This is a genomic window from Pigmentiphaga sp. NML030171 (assembly GCF_002188635.1).
In the GTDB taxonomy this organism is placed as follows: Bacteria; Pseudomonadota; Gammaproteobacteria; order Burkholderiales; family Burkholderiaceae_B; genus Pigmentiphaga; species Pigmentiphaga daeguensis.
In genome coordinates this window covers 116838-131271 of sequence record NZ_NINX01000038.1, presented here as the reverse complement: position 1 = coordinate 131271, position 14434 = coordinate 116838, and the positions used below count along the sequence as shown (strand labels likewise).

Annotated in this window: 12 protein-coding genes; 11 read left to right on the top strand and 1 reads right to left on the bottom strand. The window is 67.2% G+C overall.

Going from position 1 to position 14434, the window contains the following annotated elements; genetic code table 11:
- Positions 1–52: 52 nt before the first annotated feature.
- The 9 genes from CDO46_RS18385 to CDO46_RS28065 are packed head-to-tail and all read left to right on the top strand — an operon-like array spanning position 53 to position 10173.
- Positions 53–859 carry a TcpQ domain-containing protein gene (locus CDO46_RS18385; RefSeq protein WP_165963056.1) on the top strand — a complete coding sequence of 269 codons (807 nt, stop codon included), beginning with the start codon at positions 53–55 and terminating at the stop codon, positions 857–859.
- A 54-nt stretch (positions 860–913) separates the two neighbouring features.
- The gene (locus tag CDO46_RS18380; RefSeq protein WP_132979227.1) at positions 914–2473 is read left to right on the top strand and encodes a hypothetical protein; all 1560 of its coding nucleotides are present in this window, start codon (positions 914–916) and stop codon (positions 2471–2473) included.
- Between the two features lie 6 nt (positions 2474–2479).
- Positions 2480–3793 carry a type 4b pilus protein PilO2 gene (locus CDO46_RS18375; protein ID WP_087839929.1) on the top strand — a complete coding sequence of 438 codons (1314 nt, stop codon included), beginning with the start codon at positions 2480–2482 and terminating at the stop codon, positions 3791–3793.
- Entirely contained in the window at positions 3780–4310 is a 531-nt protein-coding gene (locus tag CDO46_RS18370) for a hypothetical protein (protein ID WP_087839928.1), read from the top strand. The genes CDO46_RS18375 and CDO46_RS18370 overlap by 14 nt, the downstream gene beginning before the upstream one ends.
- A complete protein-coding gene (locus CDO46_RS18365; RefSeq protein ID WP_087839927.1) occupies positions 4307–6232 on the top strand; it encodes a GspE/PulE family protein in 1926 nt (641 codons plus the stop codon). The genes CDO46_RS18370 and CDO46_RS18365 overlap by 4 nt, the downstream gene beginning before the upstream one ends.
- The gene (locus CDO46_RS18360) at positions 6229–7332 is read left to right on the top strand and encodes a general secretion pathway protein (RefSeq protein WP_087839926.1); all 1104 of its coding nucleotides are present in this window, start codon (positions 6229–6231) and stop codon (positions 7330–7332) included. The genes CDO46_RS18365 and CDO46_RS18360 overlap by 4 nt, the downstream gene beginning before the upstream one ends.
- A 9-nt stretch (positions 7333–7341) precedes the next feature.
- Positions 7342–7926 carry a prepilin-type N-terminal cleavage/methylation domain-containing protein gene (locus CDO46_RS18355; RefSeq protein ID WP_087839925.1) on the top strand — a complete coding sequence of 195 codons (585 nt, stop codon included), beginning with the start codon at positions 7342–7344 and terminating at the stop codon, positions 7924–7926.
- 9 nt (positions 7927–7935) lie between these two features.
- Positions 7936–9504, top strand: a complete 1569-nt coding sequence (locus CDO46_RS18350) for a type II secretion system protein (protein ID WP_087839924.1) — start codon at positions 7936–7938, stop codon at positions 9502–9504.
- Between the two features lie 9 nt (positions 9505–9513).
- Complete coding sequence (locus tag CDO46_RS28065) at positions 9514–10173, top strand: hypothetical protein (RefSeq protein WP_132979228.1); 660 nt, start codon at positions 9514–9516, stop codon at positions 10171–10173.
- A 29-nt stretch (positions 10174–10202) separates the two neighbouring features.
- On the opposite strand, the gene CDO46_RS18345 is transcribed toward CDO46_RS28065, so the two are convergent.
- Entirely contained in the window at positions 10203–11063 is an 861-nt protein-coding gene (locus tag CDO46_RS18345) for a CAP domain-containing protein (RefSeq protein WP_165963057.1), read from the bottom strand.
- 372 nt (positions 11064–11435) lie between these two features.
- Here CDO46_RS18345 and CDO46_RS18340 point away from each other — a divergent pair, with 372 nt between their 5' ends.
- Positions 11436–11627, top strand: coding sequence for a YqaE/Pmp3 family membrane protein (locus tag CDO46_RS18340; protein WP_087839922.1), 192 nt, complete (start codon positions 11436–11438; stop codon positions 11625–11627).
- A 164-nt stretch (positions 11628–11791) separates the two neighbouring features.
- Positions 11792–14407, top strand: a complete 2616-nt coding sequence (gene alaS, locus CDO46_RS18335) for an alanine--tRNA ligase (protein ID WP_087839921.1) — start codon at positions 11792–11794, stop codon at positions 14405–14407.
- Positions 14408–14434 lie beyond the last annotated feature (27 nt).

Here is a 14434-nt window from a genome sequence, read left to right as displayed (position 1 = left end):
ACGATGCATGCCTGGGCGCGGTCTGGCCGCGCCGCTTTGCCAAGGGTCCTCTATGCATCCGTGTCTCATCACCATCGCCGCCGCATGGCTCGCCTGCGGAACCGCCGCGGCGCAAGCCCTGCCTGCGCCGCACGCCGGCAGGGATGGCGCTTTCGATTTTTCCTATCGCATCGTGGGCGACAAGCGCGTGGCGCCCGTGCAGGTCTTCGACGACGGGCGGCAGACCTATCTGCAATTTCGCGTCGGGCAGGTGTTGCCTGCCGTCTTCAGCGTCGGCGCGCAAGGGGAAAGGCTGGCGCCGGTCGCATGGCAGGGCGGCTACGCGGTGGTGGCCGGCACGGCGGGCGAGTACCTGTTGCGGATAGGCGAAGTCGTGGCGCGTGCCCAGTACCACGGGGGCCGCGGCCGCGCCGGCACGAGTGGTTCCGGCGGAGCGGGCGGCTACCCATCCGACCCGGACGATTCGTCTTTCGCCGCACCAGGCTATCCCGGGCCAGTCCAGGGGCAGACGGTCGCCATCGGCAGCGGGCGTCCCGCAGCGGACCCCGCGCCCGTCCGTCGGGGAACGTACGACGCCACGCCGGCGGACCGGACCATGCGCCAGGCCCTGCGGCGGTGGGCCATGGCCGCGGGCTGGACCTTCGACCCCGAACACTGGACGGTCGACGTCGACATACCGCTTGCCGGGTCGGCCAGCCTGGGCAGCGACTTCAAGACGGCCGTGCGCGAACTGCTGGCCTCCACCGAACTGTCCACCCATCCCCTGCAGCCGTGTTTCTACTCGAACCGCGTGCTGCGCGTCGTCCCCCATGCGGAATCGTGCGACCGTACCAGCACGCCGACGGGACGCCAGGGGTAGGCCATGGTCCATGCATGCAGTGTGTCGCCGCGGTTCCTCCGCGGCACGGCGGCCATGGTTCTTTTCGTGTCGGGCTGCGGGCAGTTCGAGGCCATGCGCCACATCGACGCCGACGCGGCGCGTGCGTCCGACAACATCGCCACCGCCCGCATTCCGTTCCAGCAGTCCGTGGCGGGCGGGCCCGGGCGCGCACGTGCCCAGGAAGTCGCCCGGCCCTGGCTGGCGGGCAAGCCCCAGCCATTGTCGCGCGAGGTCACGCTGCCCGAGGCGCTCCGGGCGTCGGTCGAGACGGCATTGATGTTTCCCGGAGGCCGGGTCGACCTGCCCACGCTGGGCGAGCAGATTGCGCTTGCCACCGGCATACAGGTGCGTATCCAGCCGGACGCGCTCCTGCCGCAGGAAGCCTTTCTTCCGCGCCTGACCCTGGCGCAGGCGGCCGGCGCGGGGACGCCGTCCGCCGTCCAGGTCAGCCTGCCGACGGGGCTGCATCCGCTGCCCCGCCTGCTGGACCTGGCGGCCAACCGCCTGGGCGTGCACTGGAAGTACCAGGCCGGCGCCATCGTCTTCTTCCGCACGGATACCCGGGTATTCAACGTACGCGCGCTTACCTTGAAGGCCTCCGCGGCCGCCAGCCTGGGACGGGCGGGCGGCGGCAACGCAGGCGCTTTCGAAAGCACATCGTCCACGCGCATCGAATCGACGGGCAGCGACGCCCTGGGGGCGGTCAAGGCCAAGCTCGAACCCTTCCTCACGCGTGCCGGCACGCTGGTCGCCAATGGCGACGCCTCGGGGCTCATCGTCGTCACCGACACCCCCGAGGCGCTGGACCGTGTCGCGGCTTTCCTGGAACGCGAGAACAAGGCCCTGACCCGGCGCGTGCGCCTGATGTTCGAGGAGATCGAGCTGGTGGCCAGGAACCAGACCGAGCAAGGCATAGACTGGAATCTGGTCTATCGCCGTACACGGGATGCCGCCCAGGCCGGCTCCCCGGCATCGCTGGTGTCGGACGTCGCGGGGTCGGGCCTGGGCCTGTCCATCGCCGGCGGCCGTTGGGAGGGCTCGGCGGTGGTACTGAAGGCACTGAGCGAGATCGCCACCATCACCCGCCATACCACGGTGCCGTTGCAGACCCTGAACCGGCGCCCGGTCACGCATGCGGTCCGCACCACCTTCACTTATATCGACCAGGTGCAGGTCACTACCGTCGCGTCGTCGGCGGGCACGTCCACCGCGCCGTCAGTCACGCAGAAGGAGGAAACCGTCGGGTCCTTCCTGACCGTGATTCCCGATGCGCAGGACGACGGCCAGATCCTCCTCACGATCGCCTACGACAACACGGTCGCCCAGCCTCTCAAGACGCTGACTTTCGGCGCCAGCGGCAACCAGGTCCAGTTGCAGCAGAAAACCGTGGATGGCATGGGGACCGTGCAGCAGGTCGAGCTGAGGCCCGGCCAGCCGGTGCTGGTGTCGGGTTTCGAGCGCTCGCAGGACCAGTACGACAAGCGCCGGCTGGACGAGGGGGCGCCGATGCTGCTGGGCGGCTCGGGCAAGACCGCGCGCGAGCGTCGCAATACGGTCGTGCTCATCACCGCGCAGGTCGAGGAAGGCTTCTGACTCGCCATGAACGATTACGTCCTGCTTCGATTCGACGGCGACGAGCGCGTGCTGGTCCTGGGCATGCGCTGGCACACCATCCTGGGCAGCCGGCTGGACCAGCGGGCGCGCCAGAAGGCTCGGGAGGTCAGGGCTTCGCACTATGCCCATGCGCCCGGTTCGGAGGCCGTCGGCGTGGTCCGTCTGAGCCGTGCCGACCGTGGCCTGGCGGCCAGTCTCCACAGCGGGGCGTTGGCCTTCGCCGCCGACCACAGGCAAGGGGTGGTCGCGCTGCGGGCGGTGCTGCCCGACGGGCGCATATGGGTGGTCGCCTCGCAGGGTGGCAAGGTACTCACGCATTCGGACCGCGTCCATGATACCGCCGCCGATGCCCAGGAGGCCCTGGACGCCCTGGCCGCGCATCACGGCGACGAACTCGTCGTCCTGGGCGCCGACTCGGAAGATTCCGGCGACGTCTCGCTGCCGGCGCTGCTGGGCGAATCGCCGGATCCATACCGGCTCCAGCCATGCGGTTGGAGCATGCCGACGCTGCCGCGGCCGCTGGTCGTCGCGACCCTGGGGTGTGCCGCCGCATTTCTGCTGCGGGCCGGCTGGGACTGGTATCGCCACCTGGGCGGCACCCAGGCGCCCGCGCCGGCAAGCATCGATCCCGACGCGGCATGGGCCCGCGTGTTCGAGACCTTTCGACAGCGGGTACGCCTGCACGCCCAGGAGGACGGGCTGGCCGTCCTGGATGCGCTGGCCGAGCTGCCCGCCGAATTGGGAGGCTGGAAGCTGTCGTCCGCCCAGTGCACGCGAGATGCCGGGCCGGGCTGGACGTGCCGCGCCGGGTATGGCAGGGGGCATCGCCTGGCCACCAACGCCAGCTTTCTCGCGGCCCGCCCGCCAGGCTGGAAAGAGACATGGCAACCCATGGATGCCGTCGTAGCGCACTTTTCCATCGCCGGCGGCGGCCAGGCGCTCGAGCCATCGCGGCTCAGGAGCCAGGAGGAGCATGACGACCAGACCGTCACGGCCCTGCAGCAGGTCATGCCGCTATTGTCGGGCATCACGCTGGGAGACGCGGCGCCCGCGCGGCTGGAGCCTCCACGCGACGAATACGGGGCCGTCATTCCCGCGCCGCCTTCGATGCCGGCCATATTCGAGCGGCCGTTGGCGCTGGAAGGACCGTTGCGGTCCCTGTTCCTGATGCCGGAGCTGCTGGCCGGCCAGGTCGAATGGCGGTCGGCCTCGCTTACCGTGGCTCCCGACGCCGAACTTTCCTTGAATCGGAGCCGGCTCATGGCCGGCATTTCTGGAGTCCTCTATGCGCGTGATTGAGTGGGGCGGGCGGCCCGCCGTGGCCATGATCGCCGCCCTGTTCCTGATCCATCCCCGGGTGGAAGCGGCTGAAAGCGAACTGGACAAGGTGCGCGAGATGCTACGCATCGATACCGCCCGCGCCCTGGCCGCGGAGCGAGCCCGCCAGGCGCCTGCCCCGAGGGCGGCCGCGGCGCCGGCCCGCCATGGCGACAAAATCGTCCTGACTTCCCTGTATGGCTTGAGCGGGGGCTTGAACGCGGTCGTGCTGGTCAATGGCGAATCGCGGCTGTATCGCCAGGGCAGCGAGCTGCCTCGCGGTACGACCCATCCGGGCCGGGAATATCGGTTGCAGCGTATCGACGACGGCTGCGTCTATCTGAAAAAAGGCGCGGAAGAACGTTCGGCCTGCATCCCGCCCGCCGTGCCCATGCCGGCCGCGGCGGCGGGAGCCGGTTCGGCCGGCATGGCGCCGGTGCCGGCGCCGGCGCCGGCAATGCTGCCCATGCTCGTTCCCGCACTCGGAGCGCGGCCATGAGCCCGCTCATCTGGGGCCGGCCGGGCGTGTCGGCGCTGCTGGCCGGCAGCCGCCTGAGGGCGTCGGGCGCTACCGCCGCGGCGTCCGCGGACAAAGAAAAGGATCCGTCCGCATGCAAGGGCATCGCGTTCCCGGAGCTCGTCATGCGGCTGGACGGCCGCGACCAGCTCGCCCGGATGACGCCAGCCTTCCGGCGGGTGCTGCGTTCCGGCTTCGACGTCGGCAACCTGCTGGACAAGCTCTGTCCCGTCGAACTCGAGGACGGCCGGGTGGCCCTGTTCACCGTCGATGATTATGCGCGCAGCGAGCAGATCGAGGAGTTCGAGCGCATGGTGCAGGCGCGCGGCCGAACGCTGGCCAGTCCCGCCCGCGTCGTGGTGCCGGCGACGCTGTTGCTGTCGATCGTGCGTGGCCAGATCACGGGGGATACCCTGCGGTCGCGCCGCCGGGTACTGCTCGATCCCGTCAAGAGCTCCATGGCTTCGGCTTTCCACGACATCGTCGCCTGGGGCGCGCGCCACGGTGCGAGCGACATCCATGTCAACCTGCGATCCGCGCATCCGGAATCCGAGATCCGATACACCCTGGGCGGCCGCTACGTGATGCCCGAACGCTTCCGTGGCATGCAGACCAGTACGCTGCGCGAGGTGCTGGCCGTCGCCTATATGGATATACAAGGCGGCAACGGCGCGGTCTTCGACCCGATGATCGAGCAGCAGGGCAGCATCCTGCACGATGTGGAAGGGGTGTCGTTCATGTTGCGCTGGGCGTCGCTCGCCACCGATGCCGGGGCGTCGGTCACCATGCGCCTGCTGCGCATGGACATGCGTGAACAGCCCCCGGATTTCGCCCGGCTGGGGTATCTGCCTTCCCAGGTACGAGTGGTCGAACGCGCCTTGGTGGCCGAAGGGGGAGCCATCGTGCTGGCAGGGGTGGTGGGATCCGGCAAATCGACCACCATCGCCTCGATGATGTCCCGCATCCCGTCCACCCGCAAGGTCATCACGCTCGAGGACCCGGTCGAATATCTCATTCCCAACGCGCTGCAGAACAGCGTCAGCCGGTCGCTCGACGGTTCGGTTTCCAACGAGTTCGACGCCAAGCTCAAGACCATCAAGCGATCGGCCATGAACGACCTGCTCATCGGCGAGATACGCGATCGCTCCACCGGCAGGGCGTTCATGGACCTCGCCAGCTCGGGCAGCAACCTGTACACCACGACGCATGCGGGCGGCGCGGCCCTGATCCCGGACCGCCTGGCCTCGGACTTCATCGGCGTTTCCCGAAGGCTGCTGGCGACGCCCGGGATACTGAAGCTCCTGGTCTATCAGACGCTGTTGCCGGCGTTGTGCCCCGCCTGCGCCTTGCCGTTGTCCAGCCTGTTCGACCGGGCCGGCGGGGGCGGCATGGCCAGCCACGAGCCCGATCACTGGCGACGCTATGCCGATCGGCTCCATGCCTTGTACGCCATCGACGTCAACGCGCTGAAGGTCCGCAATCCCGATGGATGCCCCGCCTGCCGGCAGAGCACCCTGCCGGAACTGCATGGCTACGCCGGGCGCACCGTCGCCGCCGAAATGATCGATCCCACCGTCGACGACGGGTTCCTGCGGCTGGTGCGCGACGCGGACACGCTGGCGTTGCGCGACTACTTCCGGTTCCAGCGGCGCAGCGCGTTCGATCATGCCGACATGACGGGCAAGACGGCGATGGAGTGCGCGATCTACAAGGCGTCGCAAGGGCTGGTCGATCCGCGCGACATCGAACCGAGATTCGTCAGTTTCGAGACCGTCGAACTGCGGAGGACCCGCGCGCCACAGGTGCCGCCTGGGCGCAGGCGGCCCCGCAGGTTGGCCTCCGGCCGGGTGCAGGCGCCGCTCGGGCGCCGCCGGGATGCCGAACGGGGAGGCCGTCCGGCATGAACACGCTTCGCGAACGCGCGCGCATCGCGTGGTGCGCGGCGCAGTTCCGGCCCGGCCGCGCCGATTACTACGACTATCTGGCCGATGTCATGGACGCCTGCAATGGCCGCAAGACATTGCGCGATATCTTCCTGGACGACGCCCGGCGCTATGGAGACCATCCGCGGGGCGTGTTGTCCGCGTACTGGGCGGCGCGCTATCAGCATGCGGGCGGCGATCTCCACGAGACCTTGCGTTCGACGCTGCCGGACGACGACCTGGTCCTGCTTCGCATGGCCCAGCGAGGCGGCGCGGGTGCGCTCGAACAGACCTTGCGCGACGTGGCGGCGGTGACGAGATTGGCCGACGAGGCACGGCGCACGTTGTCCGCCACGCTGTCGGCGGCCCTTGCCGCCGTGCTGGTCTCGTTCGGCATGATCGTCGCCGTGCCCATGTTCACCGTGCCGCGCCTGAAGCGGGCGTTCGGTGCGGTTCCCGACGAGTTCCTGGGCAGCCTGACCCGGCGTCTCTATGCCTTCGCCGAACTCGTCCAGGCGCACCTGTTCGTGTCCGCGCTGGCCGTGGGCCTGGCCGTCTACTTCGTGGCCTGGTCCATGCCCAACCTTACCGGCCGTGTCCGCCGTGTGCTGGACCGGTATTTTGTCTGGCGCCTGTACCGGGACCTGCAGGGCATACGCTTCCTGGCGTCGCTGGCGACCATGGTGAAGCGGCGCGGCAACGTCAGTACCGCGCTGCGCGAAGCTCTGGAACTGCAGGTGGAGGGCGCCAATCCGTGGCGGCGCTGGCACCTGGAAAGAATGATCGCGAATATCGACGACGGCCGCGTGGGCAGCGCCACCTTCGACACCGGCATCGTCGAGCCCGAGACCTTGTGGTTCCTGGCCGACCTGATCTCGGCCCGCGGCATGGACAGCGCCTTGCAGCAGACGCGCGTGCGCCTGGAGGCGCGGTCGCTGGGACAGGTTGCCAGGAAAGCGGCCGCCGCCCGCTGGGTGCTGCTGCTGGCCGCCGTAGGCGTCGCGTTGTCCCTGGTCTTCTGGCATGTCGGCGTCGTCAACGAAATGCGTTCCGCCTTGACCAACTATTACTCCAGCCGATGAGGTATTCCCATGTCTCGCTTTCTTCACGTTCGTCCCGGGCGCCAGCAGGGCTTCACCCTGGTGGAGGTCGCCATCGTCGCCGCCATCGTCCTGATCGCCGCCATCATCGGCATTCCCGCCATCAACGGCTATGTCATCGAGAACAAGGTGCCGGCGGTGGGGCAGGAACTGCATCGCTTCATCGCGCGCACCAAGGTCTCCAGCCAGGGGTTGGGCAACACGCCCTATACGGGCATAGGAATCGCCCAGCTCGCCAATTCGCTGCGCAGCAGCAGCGTCATCACCGTCGCGGGCTCGGGGGCCACGGCCACGGTCCGGCATGGCCTGGGCGCCACGGACGGCAGGATCGTGCTCGCTGCCGATACCCTGACTTCGTCCGGGGATGCCTTCGGACTGACGCTGGACAAGGTCAACGAAGCGGCATGCCCGGCGCTGGCCGCGGTCATGCAGCGAGTGTCCGAGCGCATCGTCATCAACAGTGTCACCGTCAAGCAGCCGGGCACCGGCGGAGCGGCGGGCACCTATAACGCCGCCGGCGCGGACGCCGCCTGCACCAGCGGCGATACGAACTCCTTCTCGTTCACCGCACGATAGGGCGCGCCCATGTCGCATACGACGGCTCTCCATGCCGCGCCGGCTGCCCGCGCGGCACGCCAGCGCGGATGGACCCTGATCGAACTGGCCATCGCCGCCAGCATCGCCATGGTGCTGGCCGTCCTGGCGGGGAGCCGCCTGGTGCGCGAGGTGGACGACGCGGCGGCCCAGGCGACGGGGACGTACCTGCTCGCGATCAAGGGAGCCATGGATGGCTACCTGGTCCGGCACTACGACGCGCTGGCCGGCGGAGCACCCGTTGCCGGCGTGGCGCAGGCATTCGCGCCCACCCTGGCCGAACTGAGGGAGGCCGGCCTGCTGCAGCGCGGATTTCCCGATCGCACGCCGTTCAACCAGGCTGTCGCCATCCGTGTCGAGCGCAGCGGCTCCTGCCCAGGGACCGGATGCAGGGTGGATGCGCTGGTGCATACCGCCACGCCGCTGCGCGCGCCGGGGGCTTCCGAGCCGGATCCCGGCATCCTGGCCCAGGTCGTCATGGCCACCGCCGGATACGGCGCCGCCGCCTATCCCGACCAGCCGGCGCTGATGCGCGGCGCGACACACGTCCTTCCCAATCCATTGGGCGCGACGGCGGGTGTCGTGGGAGCCCTGGCAAGCCTGGATACGACCTTGTTCCAGCAGTTCGTGCGCATGCGGGATAGCCGCAATCCCGACCTGCAGGGGAGCCTGGATGTGCGAGGCGGCGTGCGGCTGCACGATTCCCTGGCGCTGCGGGGTACGGCCGGCGATTGCCTGACGGCGACCAACACCGGCGTGCTGACCGTGCAGTGCGCCGGCGTGCTGCAGACCAAGACCGGCCTGTTCCGGGCCGACAACGGCAGCATCGTCCAGATCGATCCAGTCTCGGGCATCGTCGCCAGCCAGCGGGTCCGTGCCGCCGCGGGACTGTCCACCGACCGGGGATCGATCTTCGACGCCGCCGACGCGCAGCCCACCTTGCGCGTGAACACGGGCCAGATGATCGTTGCGACCGGGGCCGGCCTTGCGCTCTCGGTCGTCGGCCGCGACCTCGTCGGACATGCCGGCGTGTCCGTCGATCGGCTGGGCGTCAGGGAGGTGGCCGCGGCCAACACCCCCTGCCTCTCACGGATATCCACCGAGGCCGGCGCCAACGCCGAATTCGCCCGCACGTCGGCCGGAGGCCTCCTGGTCTGCGCCGGCGGCACATGGCGCGAACTGGCAGCCATGGCATCGACCGGCACCGCCTGCGCCCCCAACGGCGCGTTCGCCACCGACTCCGCCTCGGGCACCGGCCTGGTCTGCCGCCTTGGCGTCTGGATGCGCGCCGACGACCTGCTGTCCAGCTACGTCATGACCGGCAGCCAGATCGTCGCGTCCGGCGACACCGTCCAGAAACCCGCCTGCGGCCGGCTTGGTACCGCCGCCGGCACACCGCTCATCTATCTGTTGCCCCAGATCGAGTCCTCCAAGGCTTCGTCGTTCACCCGCAAGGCAGTGGACGCCGGGACGGGCTGGCAGGTGCAACTGCTGGACTACGACGGAACGGTTCTTGGCGGTCCCGCCAAGGCCATCGCCCAGGTCTATTGCAAATACTAGGGAGGAAGAATGAAGCGAATCATCGCCGCGGGCGCGGGCTGCGTCCTGGTTTCATGGAACGCCGGCGCGCAACCGGCACCGCCGCAGATGCGGACACCTTGGGTGGATTCCACGCATATAACGGGGGTGGCGAAGAGGGTGATGCCGGATAGTCCGGTCACGTCTCCGCCGCCGGATATAACACCAGGGCCAGTAAGCCCGGCCAGTATTCAGGAGCTATTGGATCGAATGAACGGTGTCCAACTGTATTTTCGGGAAATCTGGGATGGTCGGAGTGGCTGGAACGAGCTTCCCGCAGTCTTGCGCGTCGAGGTGAGAGGAGATGGGGCAGAAATTCAATCGCATGGTCAGTGGAACAACTACTGGGCTCCGGTGTGTGTCTTGAACCCGACGAACACTCGCTGCGTTTTCTCGCCTGGCTCATTGAATGTGAACCTTGTAATGGAGATCAGTAGTTCGGCAATTACGATCGTAGGCGCCTCCTGCTCCGCCTGGACTAATGGGAGCGCCAATGCGTGGGCCACTTATACATGGGAGCAGTACAGCGCCAGTTCTGGCAAATTCTCCAACCAGAACCGTTACCAACAATCCGTTAATAACGGATATTCCGGCTATTTCTTCCAGAGCGGAAGTTTTCAATCATCTTGTTATTACGAGATGCCAGGGTAGATCTTGGGAGGGGACTCCCCTCTTGCAATCTAATGAACATGTCGGGTTGAGAACGTCCATGTTTTTTCGACGTTTTTCCCCGCCTGAGAAGCTTCGAGTCTTACTTCATAGGTCTTGCCAGATTCGAGTTCAACAATGGGAAGCAGGAAAATGCATCCTTGATGAATGGTACCGAGATTGGAGTCGATGACTACTTCGGCATTGACTCCTTCTCCGATTTCCACAGTTGAGTGGCGCAGAAGCCGGAGTGGTAGCTCATTGGACTCATGCTCTTTCCTAACCGCCACCCGAAGGACGTGCAGCGGGGCATAGTTGCCTTCCGAGCCGCAGAACATGATTGGTGTGCCGGTGACAGCCAAGTCAGGCGCAGGGTTTGGTGATTCTCCAGATGGGAGGAAACGGGGGGCGACGTCAGTCTGTCGATCGACGGGCCAGTGCCAGACGGGAGTAACGGGAAGAAGTCCGGGGGCCGTGGCCCCGAGCGTAATGCTGGTGCTGTTTAGAGGACCGGGAAGGGTAATTTGATCAATACCCAATCCGATTTGGTTAGCACGAGGCTCCAGTAATCCATACAGGTGGTACACCGAATGCAAGAAGGATTCTATGGCTTCGGTTCCCGGAGGGGCGTGAGTGATGACTTCTCCCATGACTCTTCCCGAATATCCCTGGGCTATGGCTCTTGCTGCATGGTTTGTCCCCGTGAACCACGGTTTATTCGGGTCTTCACCGTGTCCGACCACATAATTCCTAACCTGATACGTCGCATGAGCCTGGGCAGCCGCGTCTAATTGGGCATTCTGCTTTACAGCGCCAACCCCCGCCGCCAATCGGGCTTCGTTCAGCCGCACAAAGGCAGCGAGTTTGTCCCCCGTATGGCTCGACGTAGGCATCTCTGTGATGGGCTGGGTGATTTCCTGGCCGGGTGGGGGAGCAGGAGGGGCAGGAGGAGGGGAACCTCCTCCTTCTCCTCCGCCGCCGCAGGCGGCCAGTACCGCTGTGAGTGGAAGTGTGCAGATGAGGCCGGGGAAGGATCCCGGGCCAGCGGGTCGTGCCGGATGTTTCATGACTAGCCTTGGTGCGATGCCGTCTTGGGAGCGATCCCGCTGGCGGCGAATGAGCCCCTAGCCGGGGGATATCCGGTCTAACGGGTCCTTGGCCCGACACAAGATACGGGGCTCCACGTACGTGGTTGCCGAGGGGTCGCCCGGCTGGCGTCCTGCCTTACCGGTAGAATGTCCGCATCACCGTTTCCATTCCGTCCCATGCGTCTGCTTCTCGCGCTGCTCCTTCCCTGGCTCCAGTTCTTCACCATCGGCCGCCCCTTCGCCGGCATCTTCTGCCTGATCCTGCAATTGACGCTGATCGGCTGGATCCCGGCCGCGATCTGGTCGGTCTACGCGCTCAGCCAGTACAAGACCGATCAGAAGATCAAGAAGGCGATGGCAGGCCGGTAGCCCGGCTCCGGCGCTCGCCGGTCCGGCGATCCGCCCCCGTTTTCCCCGTTCCGGCCCGGGCGCGCACCCCGGGGCCGCCGTCCCTCTATAATTGACGATTCGATATCTATCCGGGGATGCAAACGGGTGCAGTTGGCGATTCATCCCCCTACCTGCGTGCAGCGATGAAATCCGCCGAGATCCGTCAGAAGTTCCTTCAGTTCTTCGAGTCCAAGGGCCACACCGTGGTGCCGTCCTCGTCGTTGGTGCCGGCCAACGATCCGACCCTGCTCTTCACCAACTCGGGCATGGTCCAGTTCAAGGACGTCTTCCTGGGCAACGAAGTGCGCCCGTACAAGCGCGCGACCTCGTCGCAGCGCAGCGTGCGCGCCGGCGGCAAGCACAACGACCTGGAAAACGTGGGCTACACGGCCCGGCACCACACGTTTTTCGAGATGCTGGGCAATTTCAGCTTCGGCGACTACTTCAAGCGCGACGCCATCCACTACGCCTGGGAACTGCTGACCACGGTCTACAAGCTGCCCAAGGAAAAGCTGTGGGTCACGGTCTACCAGGAGGACGACGAGGCCTACGGCATCTGGCAGAACGAGATCGGCGTGCCGGTCGAGCGCATCGTCCGCATCGGCGACAACAAGGGCGCGCGCTACGCGTCCGACAACTTCTGGCAGATGGCGGATACCGGTCCCTGCGGCCCGTGCTCGGAAATCTTCTACGACCATGGTCCCGAGATCTGGGGCGGCCCCCCGGGATCGCCCGAGGAAGACGGCGACCGCTACATCGAGATCTGGAACCTGGTGTTCATGCAGTTCGACCGCGACGCGTCGGGCACCCTGAACCCGCTGCCCAAGCCCTGCGTGGACACGGGCATGGGCCTGGAGCGGATCGCCGCGGTGTTGCAGCACGTGCATTCGAACTATGAAATCGATCTGTTCCAGAACCTGATCAAGGCCGCGGCGCGCGAAACCGGCTGTACCGACCTGGCGAACAACTCGCTGAAGGTGATCGCCGACCATATCCGCGCCTGCTCGTTCCTGATCGTGGACGGCGTGATCCCGGGCAACGAAGGCCGCGGCTACGTGCTGCGCCGTATCATCCGCCGCGCGCTGCGCCACGGCTACAAGCTGGGCCAGACCAAGCCCTTCTTCCATCGCATCGTCAAGGACCTGGTGGCCGAGATGGGCGAGGCCTATCCCGAGCTGGCCAAGGCCGAGGCGCGGGTCGAGCAGGTACTGCGCCAGGAGGAAGAGCGTTTCGGCGAAACGCTGGAACACGGCATGAAAATCCTGGACGGCGCGCTGGCCGCGCTCAAGCCGGGCGCCGCGCTGGACGGCGAGACGCTGTTCAACCTGTACGACACCTACGGCTTCCCGGTGGACCTGACGGCCGACATCTGCCGCGAGCGCAACGTGGACGTGGACATGGACGGCTTCGAGGCCGCGATGACCCGCCAGCGCGAGCAGGCCCGCGCCGCGGGCAAGTTCAAGATGGCCGCCGGCCTGTCGTACGACGGCGCCAAGACGGTATTCGAAGGCTATGCGCACCTGGCCGCGCAAGGCAAGGTCACGGCCCTGTACGTGGATGGCGCCTCGGTGCCGCGCATCGAGGCCGGGCAGGCCGCGGTGGTGGTGCTGGACCGCACGCCGTTCTACGCCGAGTCGGGCGGGCAGGTGGGCGATGCCGGCGTGCTGGTGCAGGGCGCGGCGCGTTTCGACGTGGAAGACACGCAGAAGATCCAGGCCGACGTGTTCGGCCATCATGGCAAGCTGGTCTCGGGCTCGCTGGCGGTGGGCGACACGGTCGATGCCCAGGTAGACGAAGTCCGCCGCGCGCGCACGATGCGCAACCACTCGGCCACCCACCTGATGCACAAGGCGTTGCGCCAGGTCCTGGGCGAGCACGTGCAGCAGAAGGGGTCGCTGGTGGACCCGGACAAGACCCGTTTCGACTTCGCGCACGACGCCCCCATGAGCGCCGACCAGATCGCGCAGGTGGAAGCCATCGTCAACCGCGAGGTGCTGGCCAACACGCCGGTGCAGTCGCAGCTGATGGCCTACGACGACGCGGTCAAGGGCGGCGCGATGGCGCTGTTCGGCGAAAAGTACGGCGACGAGGTGCGGGTGCTGGACATCGGCTTTTCGCGCGAGCTGTGCGGCGGTACCCACGTGGGTCGCACCGGCGACATCGGCCTGTTCAAGATCGTGAGCGAGGGCGGTGTGGCCGCCGGCGTGCGCCGGGTCGAGGCCATCACCGGCGACAACAGCCTGTCCTATCTGCAGAACCTGAACGCCACGCTGGCTTCGGCCGCGGGCGCGCTGAAGGTGCAGCCGGGCGACCTGCCGGCGCGCATCGGCCAGGTGCAGGACCAGCTGAAGGGCCTGGAGAAGGAAATCGCCCAGTTGAAGAGCAAGCTGGCCAGCAGCGCCGGCAATGATCTGGCGGCCTCGGCGGTCGAGGTCAAGGGCGTGAAGGTGCTGGCTGCCAAGCTGGACGGGGTCGATCCCAAGTCGCTGCGCGAGACCGTGGACCAGCTCAAGAACAAGCTCAAGTCCGCCGCCATCGTGCTGGCCGCCGTCGACGGCGGCAAGGTCAGCCTGGTGGCCGGCGCCACGGCCGACGTGTCCGGCAAGGTCAAGGCCGGCGATCTGGTCAATTTCGTGGCCCAGCAGGTGGGCGGCAAGGGCGGCGGCCGGCCGGACATGGCGATGGCCGGCGGCACGGATCCCTCGGGCCTGCCGCAGGCGCTCGCCAGCGTGCAGGGCTGGGTGGAAGGCCGCCTGTGAGCGGTGCGGCGGGAGAAGGCGCAATGA